At 53.4% G+C, this 15918-nt stretch carries 13 protein-coding genes; 9 read left to right on the forward strand and 4 right to left on the reverse strand.

The genetic code is table 11. The features are described 5' to 3' along the window. Positions 1–11: 11 nt before the first annotated feature. The 6 genes from RIC29_09325 to RIC29_09350 all read left to right on the forward strand — a co-directional run bounded on the left by RIC29_09325 (position 12) and on the right by RIC29_09350 (position 7990). Entirely contained in the window at positions 12–1313 is a 1302-nt protein-coding gene (locus RIC29_09325; protein MEQ8735113.1) for a serine hydrolase, read from the forward strand. A 599-nt stretch (positions 1314–1912) separates the two neighbouring features. Then, positions 1913–2290: a DUF6481 family protein gene (locus tag RIC29_09330; GenBank protein MEQ8735114.1), complete on the forward strand. Its 378-nt coding sequence runs from the start codon at positions 1913–1915 to the stop codon at positions 2288–2290. A 116-nt stretch (positions 2291–2406) separates the two neighbouring features. Continuing rightward, on the forward strand, positions 2407–3951 hold the full coding sequence (locus tag RIC29_09335) for an ABC transporter substrate-binding protein (protein MEQ8735115.1): 1545 nt from the start codon (positions 2407–2409) through the stop codon (positions 3949–3951). A gap of 128 nt (positions 3952–4079) precedes the next feature. Beyond that, positions 4080–5471, forward strand: coding sequence for an FAD-dependent oxidoreductase (locus tag RIC29_09340; GenBank protein MEQ8735116.1), 1392 nt, complete (start codon positions 4080–4082; stop codon positions 5469–5471). A 101-nt stretch (positions 5472–5572) separates the two neighbouring features. Then, the gene (locus RIC29_09345; protein MEQ8735117.1) at positions 5573–7018 is read left to right on the forward strand and encodes an MFS transporter; all 1446 of its coding nucleotides are present in this window, start codon (positions 5573–5575) and stop codon (positions 7016–7018) included. A 27-nt stretch (positions 7019–7045) separates the two neighbouring features. After that, entirely contained in the window at positions 7046–7990 is a 945-nt protein-coding gene (locus RIC29_09350) for a Gfo/Idh/MocA family oxidoreductase (GenBank protein ID MEQ8735118.1), read from the forward strand. A 25-nt stretch (positions 7991–8015) separates the two neighbouring features. Here the strand turns inward: RIC29_09350 and RIC29_09355 are convergent, their stop codons facing one another. Together RIC29_09355 and RIC29_09360 are read right to left on the reverse strand one after the other, a co-directional pair. Beyond that, positions 8016–8222, reverse strand: a complete 207-nt coding sequence (locus RIC29_09355) for a hypothetical protein (GenBank protein MEQ8735119.1) — start codon at positions 8220–8222, stop codon at positions 8016–8018. A 104-nt stretch (positions 8223–8326) separates the two neighbouring features. Beyond that, positions 8327–9289: a hypothetical protein gene (locus RIC29_09360; GenBank protein MEQ8735120.1), complete on the reverse strand. Its 963-nt coding sequence runs from the start codon at positions 9287–9289 to the stop codon at positions 8327–8329. 170 nt (positions 9290–9459) lie between these two features. Here RIC29_09360 and RIC29_09365 point away from each other — a divergent pair, with 170 nt between their 5' ends. Further along, positions 9460–10023 (forward strand): VOC family protein, encoded by a 564-nt coding sequence (locus RIC29_09365; protein ID MEQ8735121.1) that lies wholly within the window; start codon positions 9460–9462, stop codon positions 10021–10023. A gap of 39 nt (positions 10024–10062) precedes the next feature. Continuing rightward, entirely contained in the window at positions 10063–10974 is a 912-nt protein-coding gene (locus tag RIC29_09370) for an alpha/beta hydrolase (protein ID MEQ8735122.1), read from the forward strand. 11 nt (positions 10975–10985) lie between these two features. Here the strand turns inward: RIC29_09370 and RIC29_09375 are convergent, their stop codons facing one another. Next, the gene (locus tag RIC29_09375) at positions 10986–12332 is read right to left on the reverse strand and encodes an MATE family efflux transporter (GenBank protein ID MEQ8735123.1); all 1347 of its coding nucleotides are present in this window, start codon (positions 12330–12332) and stop codon (positions 10986–10988) included. A gap of 206 nt (positions 12333–12538) precedes the next feature. Between RIC29_09375 and RIC29_09380 the strand changes: the two genes are divergently transcribed. After that, complete coding sequence (locus RIC29_09380; protein MEQ8735124.1) at positions 12539–14056, forward strand: tannase/feruloyl esterase family alpha/beta hydrolase; 1518 nt, start codon at positions 12539–12541, stop codon at positions 14054–14056. A 15-nt stretch (positions 14057–14071) separates the two neighbouring features. Here RIC29_09380 and cysC read toward each other — a convergent pair whose 3' ends face one another. Continuing rightward, entirely contained in the window at positions 14072–15916 is a 1845-nt protein-coding gene (gene cysC / locus RIC29_09385) for an adenylyl-sulfate kinase (GenBank protein ID MEQ8735125.1), read from the reverse strand. Positions 15917–15918: the final 2 nt, after the last annotated feature.

Here is a 15918-nt window from a genome sequence, read left to right on the forward strand (position 1 = left end):
GGATCTCAAACATGAAAGTGCCATTTGGGTACCTCGCTATTATTATTGTTTGCGCCGTCGCAGCTGTAACGCCTGTGTATGCGCAATTAAAAAAAATTGACGGTTTCTATGTCGGGGAACTGATGTTTTCCTCCGAAGAGGAAGCGGAATACCTGGAGCGTCATAAAAAGGCTCAGGTGCGAGCAGCAGCGGATGAGATCTACGTTGATCAAGAAACTATTCTCGGAGCCCCGAACTGGGAACCGCTTCCGACTGCCTTGCCGGACGAGCGAACGATCTCAGAACCAGCTCTGCAGGATGCGGTCACATATGTGGCCAAAAATAATTCAAACGCTTTTATCGTTTGGCGGAATGGTAAAGTTGAGTTGGAAAGCTACTTTGGTGACCATACGCGTTCCACACCGATCATTTCTCATTCTCTTGCAAAGCAAGTCACGGCATTCGCCATTGGGCGCGCACTTTCCCTCGGAGATATTAAATCGCTTGATCAGCCAGTAGCTGACTATGTAACAGAATGGAGAGACGACCCTCTACGCAATAAGATACTTGTTCGTCATTTATTGGATATGCGCGCTGGGTTTTTACCGCAAGGTGGGGGCGCTGATCCGAGGGACGTCATGTCTCGAACCTTCTTACATCCAAGGCATGATGAGATCATCATTGCGGAATATCCGGTAATAAATGAACCTGGCACGCGCTACGATTACAACAATGCAGCAAGCGAAATGGTTGCTGTATTAATTGAACGTGCCACTGGGCGGCGGTACGCAGAATTCGTAGGGACTGAAATTTGGCAAAAGATCGGGGCCATGGGCGGAACGGTTTGGGTTAATCGGCCCGAAGGTATGGCCCACGCTGGATGCTGCATGATGGTGCCTGCTGAGAATTTCTTGCGCCTCGGTATTTTAATGCTGCAGGACGGCGTTTGGGGCGGGCAGCAGCTTTTGCCAGAGGGTTATGTTCAGAAAATGATAACGCCGACCAAAGAAAACCCATACTTTGGTTTGAGTATATGGGTGGCTGGTCCCTATACTGACCGACGCGGTTTTTCAAATCCGGACAGCGGATTGCCGCAAATTCTTCACAGCGAGCCCTATTTTGCGGATGATCTTTATCTGTTTGATGGCAATGCAAACCAAGTCGTTTATATCGTCCCTTCTCAGAACCTTGTCGTACTTCGAACAGGACTGCCGCCAGCGCGTGGCGAGGGCATTGAATGGGATAATTCATACCTTCCCAATGCAATTATGCGCGGTATCTATAAGGATCAGCGGGTGTCGGTCCCGCAATCGGGTTTATTGAATAGTCAGTAAATTTAAAACCATCGCTGTCCCTTTGGGAAATCTCACTCGCTTGAATAGGTCATGGATCATCTGTCATCGGATTGGGATGATCTAATTCGCGGCGTTTTCATTGTGGCAATTTTGGCTCTGAGCAAGACACAGAAATGCCTTGCGGCAGAGAACATCGCACTGAGGCATTTCCATCGGCATCAGAGACCGCGCAACGGCATCTGGATCTCCATGATAAAATGGATATATCGGGCGCGTTATCGATTCAATGTTCAGAAATGTCTTGGCCACAAAACCCTATTTGGAGAGGTCCATCTTCGTTAGACATTGAAGAGCTATGCCCGATATTAAGATCGTGTTCGGACTCACCTAAATCTCTAAGTAAGAATTCCCCAATTCCGCAGCCTCTTGAGCATGAGGGTGCTATTGTAAGGCGATAATACTTAGACGGATTACATAGCAAATACCGGCGATAAGGTAAAAAGTCAGGGGGAGGCCGATATCTATAATTTTGTGTACAAAGCGCTATTTTTTGACCTGTATGAGAAATTTCTGATAGGAACGGCCTTCAAATCTTTAGGCCATCAACTGTAATCACATCAATCGGAGCCAGGACACACATGAAGCACAACGAACCGGACCATGCCGAACGCATGAAATCAGCAGCAAAGGCGAAGCAAGCGCTGCTGGAACGGGCCCGTGCTAAAGCTCCGGAGAACGATCCTGACTTTGAAAAACGCCAAGAAGAACGCCTGGCAAAAGCCAAAGAGCGTGAAGAACGCATAGCAAAAAAGGCCGCTGAGAAGAAAGAGAAGCTGGCCCGTGTTGCAGAAGAGCGCGCGGCCAAGAAACTCGAGCGTCAAAAAGAGCTGGAAGAAGCCGAAGCGGCAAAGGTGGCTGATGTCGAGGCCCAAGCGGCCGCTGAAGAGGAGCTGAAGGCCAAACAAAAAGCGGCGCGTGACGCTAAGTATGCAGCGCGCAAGGCCCGCCGACGTTAATCGTCTTGTCTTAGACCTCCCTAAAATCGACGTCATTTTTTATCAACTGCGGCGTGACGCCCGCAGCATAGACTGCCATGCTAGTGCTACGATTCGTCAACTGACCTGGGTGAGACATGGTTCGTTTCTCGATCTTAAGCCGCTGGACACGCGCAGTGGGACTCTTTACCGCGCTGACTATTGGCCTCTTCTTTAGCCCCGCCATTCACAAAACTGCCAATGGCGAGCAGATTTTACGTGTTGGTGTCACGAGCTTGCCAACCTCGCGGGGTAATCCGTTTAACACCACAAGTGGCCTGCCCAGTCTCTATACCTATGCGGCTTTCTTCGAGGGGCTGACTCGCGTCAACAGTGTCGCCGCGCCGGTGCCCATGCTTGCAGAACGATGGGAGTCAGAGACGACGACGTCCTGGCTTTTTCACCTCCGGCCAAATGTCTTGTTTTCTAATGGCGAACCACTAGATGCGGCTGCCGTAGCGGCCACGTACGCGATTTTACAAACAGAGATCGGCGTTACTTATCCCATTGCTCGTGAGTTGGCGGGCATTACGGCTATTGAAGTTGTCGATGAGCGAACGGTGCGTGTGCGCACTCAAGCGCCGGACATCCTCCTCCCAAACAAAATCGCGGCCCTGAAAATTGTTCCACCGCGCTATTGGGCTGATGTCGGTGTGGATGGTTTTGCCTCGGCACCGATCGGCACCGGACCGTTTATGATCACAGAGTATAGATCGTCCTCCATGACGTTAACCCGATCTCCAACCGCATGGCGTCAGCCACGTGTTGATGGATTGGAAATTATTGCGGCAGCTGAGGCCATAGCCCGCGTGCAAGGCGTTTTGTCGGGGCGTTTGCATATAGGTTTGCAGTTGGGGCCTGATGAAACACCGATGGTGGAAGCCGCCGGACATCGCATGGTTGTCGGTGTTGACCCCAGCATGCAGGTGCTGGCCTTTATCACCGAGAAAGAGTCTCCACTACAAAATCTCCAAGTGCGCCGCGCGCTCAATTATGCGGTAGACCGCACGGCAATCGCTGAGGGGTTGCTTGGTGGCAGCGTTAAAATGGCGACCCAGACCACGCCGAGCTTTGCGTTCGGCTGGGACCCGGAGATCAAACCCTGGCCCTATGATCCTGATCAAGCAAAAGCCATGCTTGCCGAAGCTGGTTATCCTGATGGGTTTTCGTTTTCGGCAGATATCTTACTCAATAGTGCGTCGTTTGCACCGCAGGTCTATCAGCAGGTGGCGGCCGACCTGGCCCGCATCGGTGTGACCCTCTCTCTGCGTCAGATTCCTGCTTCTCAGTATGCGCGTGGTCTCTATCAGGGTGACTGGGGCGGCGAAGCGTTTGGTGTGGATTACGGCATTAACCCAACGCTGGATGCCTTAACGCCGTTGGTGCGTCATTCCTGCCTATGGGTTCAGCCCTGGTTCTGTGATCCCTCTGTGCCGCCGCTCATGGCTAAGGCCGAGGCTGCTTTTGATATAGAGGAACGCCGTAAGCTCACCCAGGCGGTTATGCGTCATCAGTTGAGTTTAGCACCGGCTATTTTACTGTATGAAACATCACGGTTTGATGCGGTCAGCCGGTCTGTGCAGGGCTATGAAATTGTCATAGGACATATCGATTACGATAAGATCACCATTGATGCTAATTAAACTCAGGGGTGAGCAAGAACAAACAGTCATTCAGTGTGCATCATCGCGCTTTTTGAAGTCAGTAATGATTGTTAATTTATAAGGTCTTCAAGCGTACGCGCATCAATAGATTAGAAAGTAAGGCGGGCATGAGTATTTTAAGTCCAGAAACAGCGAATTTTGACGGCGAAGTTGATGTTCTGGTGATTGGGGCTGGCGGCTGTGGTCTAACAGCGGCGCTCTCTGCTCATGAATCAGGCGCTGAAGTTCTGGTTCTTGAACGGGATTCTTCTGCCCTTGGGACGACAGCCATGTCGACCGGTTTGATTCCGGGGGCAGGCAGCAGGTTCCAAATAGAGAAGGGCATTAAAGATTCGCCAGAACTCTTCACGGCCGATCTTCTTCGTAAAACACATAATGAAACAGATCATGATATGGCGGCTCATATGGCCAAGGTCTCTGCACCAACGGTCGAATGGCTTACTGAGTCTTGCGGTGTACCTTTGTCCCTGGTTGACTCCTTCGACTACCCCGGTCACACCAAACGCCGCATGCATGGCACACCCAACCGCACCGGGTCTGAACTGATGGGTGCGCTGCACGATGCGATGGCGCGCAACAGCCTGGATATCGTGTTGGAAGCGCCTGTAACGGCTTTGTTTGCGGATAGCGCAGGTTTGGTCAAAGGTGTGCGCATCACTCGTCCAGACGGCACGGTTGAAGACCTCGGCTGTAATGCCCTGATCCTCGGATGCTGCGGTTTCGCCGGCAATCAGGAGATGCTGAAGGAATATATTCCTGAAATCGTTGCGGCGGAGTTTTTTGGGCACCCTGGCAATAAGGGCGATGCCATCCGTTGGGGGCGAGGTATGGGCGCAGCCATTGGTGATATTCATTCGTACCAAGGTCATGGCGGTCTTGCCTACGGTCAGGGGGTTCCCATCCTTTGGGCGCATATTATGGAAGGCGGCTTCCAGGTGAATGCTCAGGGGGAGCGGTTCTCAAACGAAGCCAAAGGCTATTCGGAACAAGCTGTACAAATTGTCGCGCAACCGGATCATTACGCCTGGAGCATCTACGATGAACGTTGTCATAACGTCATGAAAGAATTTGACGATTACCACGATGCCTTGAAGGCGGATTGTATTCGTAAGGCCGAAACACTGGATGATCTTGTCGCGATCACAAAGCTGCCCAATGCTTTGAAGAAAACAGTCGCAGATGTGGAAGCCATGACACGTGGCGAGGCTGAAGACTCCTTCGGGCGTGATTTCACTGGTCACGCGGTTCTGAAAGCACCGTACTATGCCGTGAAGGTCAGCGCGGCCTTGTTCCATACTCAAGGCGGTTTGGTTGTCGATGGCAACGGTCAAGTTAAACGGGAGGACGGTTCGCTGTTCCCGAATCTGTTTGCCGGGGGAGGTGCCGCGCGCGGTATTTCGGGGCCAGGGGCATCAGGCTACATGGCTGGCAATGGCCTCCTGACAGCCACCGCTTTTGGCTGGCTCTCTGGTCGCGCGGCGGCCAAGATTGTTACCTAATATTATAGAGTTATCATTACCTGTAAGCCCCAGCAGAGACTCTGTCTCAGAATTTAAGCTAAGCTGTGGTTCTCTTTAAAGATCGGCGAGGGGGCCGTTTTATGTCAGAGCAATCCATACGGTCCTTGGATGAGTTTCGCGCCGGGTGGCAACCACTTGTTGGCGCGATCTTTGGTGTTGGTGCGGGCCTGACCGGAATTGTCTTCTATACCCATGGTGTCTTCGTCATTCCGTTGACGGAAGAATTTGGTTGGACTCGAGGTGCAACCCAATTCGCCTTTTCCTTTGTTATGATCAGTGCGTTGGTTACAGCCCCATTCATTGGGTTTTTGAGCGACAAGTATGGTGCACGTAAATTGTCACTCATATCGCTGATTACCCTCAGCGCAACGTTTGCCGCCCTGTCTCTGACAACGGATCAGATTTTCGTCTACTACGCTTTGTGGATCATTATGTCGGTCTTGGCCGCGGGCACCTTTCCGGTGACCTGGACGCGGGGTGTAAACACCTGGTTCAATGCCAACCGTGGGCTGGCACTTGGTCTGACGATGATGGGCACAGGCTTGGTGGCGGCTGTGGGGCCTGCGTTTGCCGCGTCGCTCATAGAAGACTACGGATGGCGAGATGCGTATCGCGTCTTAGGATTGGCACTTCTTGTCTGCACCTTTCCGATTGCCTATTTCTTCTTTTACGAAAAGGGCAGTGCAGATACAGACCGCGCAGATTTAGGCGTAAAGCCTAAGGGGATACGGCTGCTTATCATGGCCGCCGCAGTATTGTTTGTTGTGTATGTGTTTTGGGGATTGCTGTCTAACCTCGCCCTCAAGATCATGCAGGACATGACCGTTGGCTTGGTGCTGGTGGGGTTCGGCGTACTCGTGGCACTCTTCTATCTGCGTGAGCGCGGCAAAGGCATCTCTGATTCGCATGCGCCAGCAGGTGACCAAGGTCTGAGCCCTAAAGAAGCGCTTTCAGGATATCGCTTTTGGGTGATGGGGATTGCGCTCTTCTTCGTGTGTTATGGCGTGGCTGGGCTGATTTCTAACCTTGTCCCGCTCCTTATGGACAAGGGATATCCCGTTGCCGAAGCGGCAAGCTATGCCGGTTTTGTGGGGGCGATGGTTGTGGTTGGTCGACTGCTCGTGGGCTATCTCATCGACCGCATTTGGGCACCAAAGGTGGCGTGCTTGTTTTTGATATTGCCGGCTGTGTCTTGCATCCTTCTCGCACAGGGCGAATTGACGCCGGCCATGATCACCATCGCGGCCTTAGCTATTGGCCTGGCTGCTGGCGCTGAACTTGACCTGATTGCGTATTTGACCAGCCGCTACTTCGGGATGAAGCACTACGGTCAATTGTATGGCGCGCAGTTTATTTTCTTTGCCATTGGGTCTGGCGCCGCACCGGCCGTGTTTGGATTATCATTCGATGCGTTTGGCAGCTATGAACTGATTCTGTACTCAACGGCTGGCCTGTTTGTTTTGGGCGGCTTAATGATGCTGGCCTTAGGCCCATATCCCGTCTTTGCAAAGTCTGAGGCAGAGTGATCTTTGAAGGCAAACGGGTGCTGTAGGGTGGTCAACTGGCTTGTGGCGGGGGCAGGGCAAGCCGGACGGTGTCATATCGCTGCGATCAAAAGGTGCTCCGACGCAGTTTTGGTTGGCGTGATTGATCCATCCCTGACCGATGATCTGGCGCGAGCTTCTGGAGCTCCCTCTTTTTTTAAGGATTTTGAGTCTGCTCTGTCAGCCGGTCCAGCAGATGGTCTTATCATCGCGACGCCCAACGATGTGCAAGCGGCGATAGCCCAAAAAGCGATCGCGGCTGGCCTCCCTGTTTTATGCGAGAAGCCCGTAGGCGTCTCATTGGCTGAGGCTAAGGCCTTAAATCAAAAAGCGAGGACTGCGGGTGTGCCGTTTGGTGTGGTTCTAAATCAACGCGCTCAGGCGCACACACGCTGGGTAACTAGCCTTATGCAGAGTGGCCATCTGAACCCAACGCGCGTGACCTTCACGGGTGATCTGGCACGCTTAACGGGCTGGCATGCTGATCCTAGTCGTTCCGGGGGCGGTGTGCTCCGCACCATCGGTTTGCACTACTTGGATCTGTTGTTGTGGTGGTTTGGGACGCCCACACAGGTTAAGGTTCAACTGAGGGGGCAGCCTCAGGATCATGCGTGCGATTTAGCCTTTGAGTTTGAGTCCGGATGCCAGGCGTCTGTGTCCCTTCAAGCGATTAAAGAACGGGCGGCTGGACCTGTCGTTTGCATTATCGAAGGACAAACCGGTGAAAACGCCCAACGCGTCGAAATGCACGGGCATCAGATCGTAACAGCATCAGGTGTTTCAGACCCGCCAGCCCCAGAGCCAACGCATTCGGATTTCTTTTTCGGGCCAGGACACGGCACACTTGTGGCCGAGGCGACACAGGCACTCTCACGCGAAGAACCGTTTCCGGTCACACTGGAAGATGTGTTGCCAGCTTTAACGCTGATTGATGAGCTGTATGCGGCTGCGTGAAGCGACCGCAGGGTTCGCTCAGGGCTTAAGCCGCTTGGGCTTTCTGACCACCAATAGACTGCAGCGCGCGATAGACATAAGCGCAGGCAAGCCAGATGGGAATGGCTAGCACGAAGGCCATAACCAAACTGACCGAGCTAAGAACAATAGAGGTCAGAACAACGAACAAAATTATGAAAAGTAGGTCCACAAGGGCGCGTCCCAGAACTTTCAAGAGTTTTAAAATCCACATATGTCTTACCTGTGTTTAACTCGGCAGTGATTAATCTACGGTATTTCTGTCGCCTTTTTGGCACCAACGCAAGGTCTCGCCGACCCAACAGTGGTCATGCCACATCATTTACGCTCAAACGCATACATCGCCTCTGTCTGTCCGGCCTCGCTTAGAGCCTCCAGATAAACGCGGGCGGCGTCCATATCCAGGGCATACAGGTCCATAAAGGCCAGAGTCGCCGCATTCAGGGTCGCCATTTGCACAGGCATCGGTTCGCCACCAACGTCGCCACAGATGAGACCGCCAAAGCGGTGATCAGCGCCTTGCACCACAGCCAAGTATTTCTCGCTGGGCAAGGCGTCTCGGTACGTGTCCGCGTGAACTTCCCAAGTCGGCATCATGGGTGGAGTAAAATCTTCAGTGCCGGTGGTCACGATCATCGGTCGGTCAATGGACAACGAAGACTGCTCGTCGACAAACCCAGGCATCCGGCCAGGGGGGGAAACCGCAACAATGGCCTTGAAGCGGCCGTCCGGTTCGTGAACCAGCACATTTGGCTCGCCGCGTGAATAGCTTTTTAGACCGCCTGCGGATTGCGCCGTGAGGCCGCCATAGGAATGACCTGCGGCGACCACGGTAGACAGGTCGAGAGAGTCACTTAGGCCCGGAATGGCAGCGTCGATCTGATCCATCAAGTCCAGGCTGCGCTCCAGGTCACGCCGCCGTTCTGTCCAAATAACCTCTTGCGGGTAGGCTTCGGCTTTTGAGTCCGGTTCGGCATCCAGATGGCGCGGTTGAATCACGGTATAGCCATAGCTGGCCCAGTGGGCGACCAATGGGTCGTTGCCGTCTAATTCACACTTAAAGCCATGCGAAAAAATAATCACTGGCGACTCAGATTTATCAACAGGCCGCGTAACCTGTACAACAAAGGGTTCAGGGCGGTTGGGTGCAACCAGTTCCAGATCGCGCACGTAGCTCACTTCATATGGTCCTGGATTGCCCGTGTATCGGTCCGCATCGGCAAGGGCAGATGCTGAGGCCGCCACCAGTGAGAAAGCTGTCAATGCAAGGCGCAGGGTCATGATTTTTCATCCGAATCGTTGAGACGACACTTCAAGGGTATTTATAACCTCTTTTGGGGCGGTAAAGGTCATTTTCTCTGACCCGCCCAACCTTAGAGCTTTTGAGCCTCTCTCAGGCCAGCTAAGGTAATCGCTATGAAAGTTCATAGACTTTACCGGAGCATTGCTACATGTCAGCTTTAAAACATAGAGGGTTATTATCTCTAGCGTGCTGCGTCCTGTTCGTTTTCGCCGGAGGCTCTGTTCTAGGGGCGCAAGAAGAGGTGGAACGCCCTCTGGCCAAGATGGGCTCTGTCGGATTCGTTACCGATGATTTAGACGCCACCATTCATTTCTACGAGACCGTTCTCGGCTTTTCTGTGGTGGGAGCTACTGATGTAACGGCGTCAAAGACACGCCAAGTGGTCGGTGTGACGTCTGGTGAAGCTGTTCGCTATGCTGCTCTGGCACCGGATTCCTGGGTCAAAGGTGATAAGTCGCTCGCGATCCTTAGTTTCTTTGAAGTGCCATCAGCGTCGTCGCGCCCAAATAGAGGAAACGCAAGCCACCCTTCCTTTGTGGGGGATGCCATACTGGGACTAAGCGTCAACAACTTGGATCAGGTCGTCGCACGCGCCCAAGTAGCTGGCGCGCCCCTTGTCGCTGATCTCGGTGACTCAGGTACAACGCGGACCAGCCGATCCATCTCCATTCTAGACCCCAATGGTCTCCGGCTTGAGATTTACGAGTACTAGAAGACTCAGACAAAAAGTACTGCCCCTTCGGAGAATAAAATGAAAAAATTTATATTTCACATGTCTCTTCTGGTCACGTTGACCTGGTCGGCGATCGCGTCAGCCGATGTTGAGTTTATGACGGTCGAAGGCTATGGCGGCGTGCCATTGAACGTGATGACAGCGGGCAATCCCGACAATCCGGGGATTTTATTTATTCACGGCATGGCGCAAGCCTCACAGGCATTTCGTCTTCAATTTGAATCCGGCCTTGCGGATGAATTTTATCTGGTTGCGTTTGACATGCGGGGTCATGGTTTGTCGGGTAAGCCATGGCAACCTGAACTCCTAGGACCCTCTCAACCCTGGGCCGGTGATATCGCAACAGTCATGGCCGTCACGGGCCTAGATAAACCGGTTGTCGTCGGCTGGTCCTATGGCGGCTTTGTGGTCGCGGATTACGTCCGTCACTATGGCGTGGGTAATGTCGCCGGCATCAACCTGGTTGGGTCGCTTGGCGGTTTGGTGCCGCGCTCACCTTTTCCCCAGACCGATGATGTCAAAGAGATTATGGAAAACTCTGCCCGCACGCGGTCCTTGAATCTCGTGGAAAACGTCATCGCCGCTGAGAATGTGGCGGCATCGTTCTACACGGACAACATGACCGAGACCGATAAAGCGGCGCAAGTGGCTATGGGGCTGATGATGCCCGCTTACGTGCGCCGTGCTATGGCGGGCCGCAAGTTGGACAATATAGACATCGCGATGCAGATGACTGTGCCCATGCTGTTAACACGCGGTTCGGACGATCTCATGATGCCTGATTCAGATACGACGTTGGCGCTGGAAACGCTCCCCAATGCGATCTTGTCATTCTACCCGGACACAGGCCACTTGCCGTTTTTCCAGCGCGTTGATCGCTTTAATGACGAACTGTCGAAATTTGCCAAAACCGTCCAGATGACTGAATAAGCTAATCGCGCTCAAACCTTAATGTGTTGCCAGCGGCCAAATTGCCAGAACCCGGCAAAGATCAGCGTTGTGAGCAGGCGGTAGGTGATGAACCACGTCCATACGCCCATCAGTCCATAGCCCATCACCGGTCCGATTACATACGCCAGGGGTAAGAACACCAGCCACTGCAAGCTGATCGACATCTTAGCCACGATCTTGGCCGCGCCAGCACCTTGCAGACCGCTCAGGAGAATCATCGAAACGGCTTCAAACCATATCGTTGCCCCAACCAAAATGAGGGCCGGTCGTGCCAGCGCAATGACCTCAGGGTCGGTGAGAAAGATCGACAGGATCGGCGTTGGCAGAAAGACCATGGGAATGCCCAGCACGCCCATAACGCAGATCCCGATTTTCACGACATCCCACCCCCAGGCTTTGGCATCTTCCGGATCGCCGCGCCCCAAGGCTTGGCCGACCATGGACGCGCAGGCAATCCCCAGCCCTAATCCCGGCAAAAATGCGGTCTGAGAGACATTCATCAAAACGTTTGCCGCGGCCAATTCTGCGGTCCCAATTTTTCCAATAATCAAAAATAGGGCGGTAAACCCGGCGGCAAAAAAGAACTGCTGAATGGAAGCTGGGATTGAGATGCGCAGAATACCTACAAGAGTTTCGCGTTTGGGCAGGCGGTCCATAAAGCCCCGGTCGCGGGCCAGATGCCAGGCTTGAGTGGCGTAGAGGACAGTCCCCACAAAAATTGAAATCGTCGTCGCGATACCGGCGCCTTCAGCCCCCAGGGCCGGGGCTCCCAGATTGCCGAAGATGAGAACCCAGTTGAGGAAAATATTGACCACATGCATCACGATCAGAGTGCGCATGTAGACCAACGACATGTTGATTCCGTTCCAGAACCCGCGGAAGGAATAGTTCATGGCAATCGCAACTGTGCCCAGAAAGCGGGCCTGTAAGTAGGGCACACCTTGCTCAACAACCTCCGGATCGCTGACCAAGAGAGGGAACCCATAGGGGGTCGCATAGTAAAATATGACCGTCAGCGGCACGCCGATAATGAAGGCGAGGAATAAGCCGCCGTTTAAAGGAATCGCGGTTTCGTGCTCCTTGCCTTCGCCTTTTCGGCGCGACGCAATGGCTTGAACGCCGGTGCCCAACCCTAGAATGATTGCGATCGCCATAAAATTTGTAAAACTGGCGATCCCAACAGCTGCTAGGGCGGTCGGACCAACCCGTCCGACCATGGCTGTATCGACCAGATTCAGGATGTTTTGCGAGACCATGCCGGCAACAATTGGCAGCGATAGCGTTAGAATTGTCTTAAGCCGACTTGCGGGCAGTGGTGTTGGCGTCGCGTCGGTCATATAAATCCCTGAACCCCAAAATCTCTATGAGGACACTCTACGCGATAAAATTGGCTATGGGTTTGACAAACACGTGACCGGCTCACACTTGACCATTGACGCGGGGGAGGCTCTTAGCCCTACGATGATCAAGGTGAAGTCAGAATCAGGGGAATAAAATGCGACATTGGCCAAAAGTCCTACTGCTATTTTGTATCGGTGTGCTGATGACGAATGCATCTGATGCACAGTCAGCCACAGAGGCCCAATGCCAAGCGCTCCTCAATCAGGACTTTTCAACGGTCATTGATGCCCCCACTCATCTTATGGGCAGCAAGGCTGTTCCGGCATCAGCGGATGGTGTGCCTGCGCATTGTCAGGTGCGTGGCTATGTTGCGCCTAGCATCGAGTTTGAGATCCGGCTGCCCCTGAATAACTGGAACAGCAAATTTCTGAAGCGCGGCTGCGGTGGCTTCTGTGGTGGCGTTTTTATCACCGCGTGTAACAATCACTTGAAAGATGGCTATGCCTGCATTGCGAGTGATATGGGCCATACCTCCACCGGCACCGACGCGAAATGGGCCTATAACGATGTCCAGTCCGAAATCGATTTTGGCTATCGTGCCACCCATGTGGTCACGGTGGCCGGGAAGGCAATAACGGAGTCCTTCTACGGCACCGCCCCTCAGCGATCCTATTTCATGGGCTGCTCCACCGGCGGCCGTCAGGGATTGGTCGAAGCCCAACGTTTCCCCTACGACTTTGACGGCATTGTTGCGGGCGCACCGGTGATCAATGAGACCGGTGCGGGCATGCAGCTGTTGTGGAACGTTGTGGCCAACCGTGATGACGACGGCAAGCAGATATTGCCCGCCAGCAAAATCCAGATGATTCATGATGCGGTGATCAAGAAATGCGACAGGAATGACGGCCTTGAAGATGGTCTCATCGGTGATGCCCGCGTGTGTGATTTTGAACCCAATGCGTTGCAATGTCGTGGTGGGGATCGGGCCTCCTGTCTTACCGCTGCCCAAGTTGAGGTGGTGAACAAGATTTATAACGGCCCGGTCAATGCGGCTGGGGAAGCGCTGTATACCGGCGGTGCGCAGCGTGGGTCTGAACTAAACTGGATCGGCACGTACATCAGCGAAGATGGGGGCCCGTCGATCTATGAAAATTTCATGGGTGATCTGTGGCGCTATCTTGGTTTCATGCCGGACCCTGGTCCTGCGTGGCAGCAAACCGATTTTGACTTTGATTACGACTACAAACGGCTTGGGTTGATGGAAACCTTTTACAGCGGCTCAAACCCGGACCTGCGCAAATTCAAAGCCAATGGCGGAAAAATTTTAGTCTATCAAGGCTGGAGTGATCAGTCCGTGGTGCCACTGAATATCATCGACTACACCGACACCGTTACCAATACCATGGGTGGTCAGGCTGCGACGCAAGAGTTCTTTCGCCTGTTTATGATCCCAGGCATGAATCATTGCACCGGGGGAGACGGGGCTTATGCGATTGATTATCTCGCCTATATGGAAGCATGGCTTGAGCAGGGAACAGCGCCAGACAGACTGACCGGTATTCACCCAAAGATAAGCGTTGATAGCGCGGGCACCGATTTACCCTTAAGCGCGGACCAGGTCGAGTTCAGCCGGCCGGTCTTTCCGTATCCTGCGAGGGTTCAATACGATGGAAGCGGTGACCCAACGCAAGACAGCAGTTTTATCCGCGTCGATCCATAGTCACGGAGAGCATAACTAGACGGGCTTAAGAATGTTCTTTTCTAAGTAGTCCACCATCTTTGCCAACGACTCATCTAACGAGAGTTCTCCGGTGTTAACGTCCAAGTCGGGAGACTCCGGTGGTTCCCAAGGTGACGAGACGCCGGTGAAATCGTCGATCTCGCCGCGTCGCGCTTTTGCATACAAACCTTTAACATCGCGAGATTCACACACGTCCATGTTGGCGCTCACGTGAACCTCGTGGAAATGTTCGCCGATGATCTCCCGTGCTGCAGCACGTGTAGCTTTGGTCGGCGCAATAAAGGCTGAAATCACAATCGTTCCCGCATCGGCAAACAGCTTTGCGACTTCAGCCACACGGCGAATGTTTTCAATGCGCTCTTCTTCGCTGAACCCAAGGTCCCGGTTCAGGCCGTTGCGCACGTTGTCGCCGTCCAGCGTGTAGACCTGGATTTTACGGCTGAACAGTTCCCGTTGCAGCGCCATCGCCAAGGTGGATTTTCCGGCACCGGATAATCCAGACATCCACAATACCGCGCCTGGATACCCGTTGGCTTTGGCGCGTTCTTCTGCTGTGACGGATTGTGGGACAGCCGTTAAGTTGCGTGACACCACCTCTATATCGCTGCCGCCTTCAATGATGCAGCCACCGACGACATCGTATCCATCCAGCAAAACACCACGCCCCATGGTCGGCAGGTCGTGAAACAGATCATAAGTAATGTCGCTGCGGGACCGGAGTGTCACTTCTGCGACCCCATTTTGCGTCACTTCCGTTCCACGGTGCCGGCTGAGGTCCTCGACATCAATCACAGTGTCGACGGAATCAACAGTCACATCGTAACTGGCCGTCGCGAGCTTAAGTGTCAGGGATTCGCCCTGACGCAGCGGATCTTTGCTGAGCCAAAACAGGCGCACAGATAACGCGTTAGAAAGTTTAGGACTCGCTGTTGGAAGTGTGAGGACATGGCCTCTCTCAATAAACAACTCATCGTCTAAGTTCAGCGCAACAGATTGGCCCGCCTGGACAGATTGAATAGGGGTTGCGGCTTTCCAGCTTCCAAATGCCAATACTTTGGCTGACCGGCCACTCGGCCAAACCGAAATGGCGTCGCCTTGATTTAAGGTTCCGCTTTCAACCCGGCCAACGATGAAGCGTTTGCCGTCCTGTCGATACACATCCTGAACAGGCATGCGAAAAGGGCGCTCCGTCGGTGCGGATACTCTTGGAAAGGCATCCAAGGCATCGGTAAGGGTTGGCCCGTCGTACCAGGGCATGCTGCAAGAACGGCGGGCGAGATTATCGCCGTGCATGGCGGCCACCGGAATAACCGCTTGAGCGTTCAGACCAATATCTTTGAGATACATGCGCATCTCTGCTTCAACAGTTTTGAAGCGTTCTTCTGAATGGTCCACCAAGTCCATTTTATTGACGGCGACCACCACCTGCGGAATACCGATCAGGTGCAGCAGGTAGGCATGGCGTCGAGTCTGTTCTGAAACACCTTGCTTGGCATCAATCACGATCACGCCCGCGTTCGCACTGGCCGCACCGGTGACCATGTTGCGTAAGAATTCCCGATGGCCGGGTGCATCAATGATCACATATCGGCGGGTCTCGGTATGAAACCAGATTTGTGTGGAGTCCACGGTAATCGCCTGGTCACGCTCAAGCTGTAATGCATCCAACACAAACGACCATTCGAAGGGTACCCCGCGTCGATCAGAACTGGCTTGCAGCTCCTCGACTTTCCCGGTTGGCAATGCGTTCGTGTCATGGAGCATGCGACCGATCAAGGTCGACTTGCCGTGATCAATATGCCCGACAATAACAATGGGAAAAGCGCGTTCCCTAACCAAAG

The sequence above is a fragment of the Rhodospirillaceae bacterium genome (assembly GCA_040219235.1).
GTDB lineage: Bacteria > Pseudomonadota > Alphaproteobacteria > Rhodospirillales > Rhodospirillaceae > WLXB01.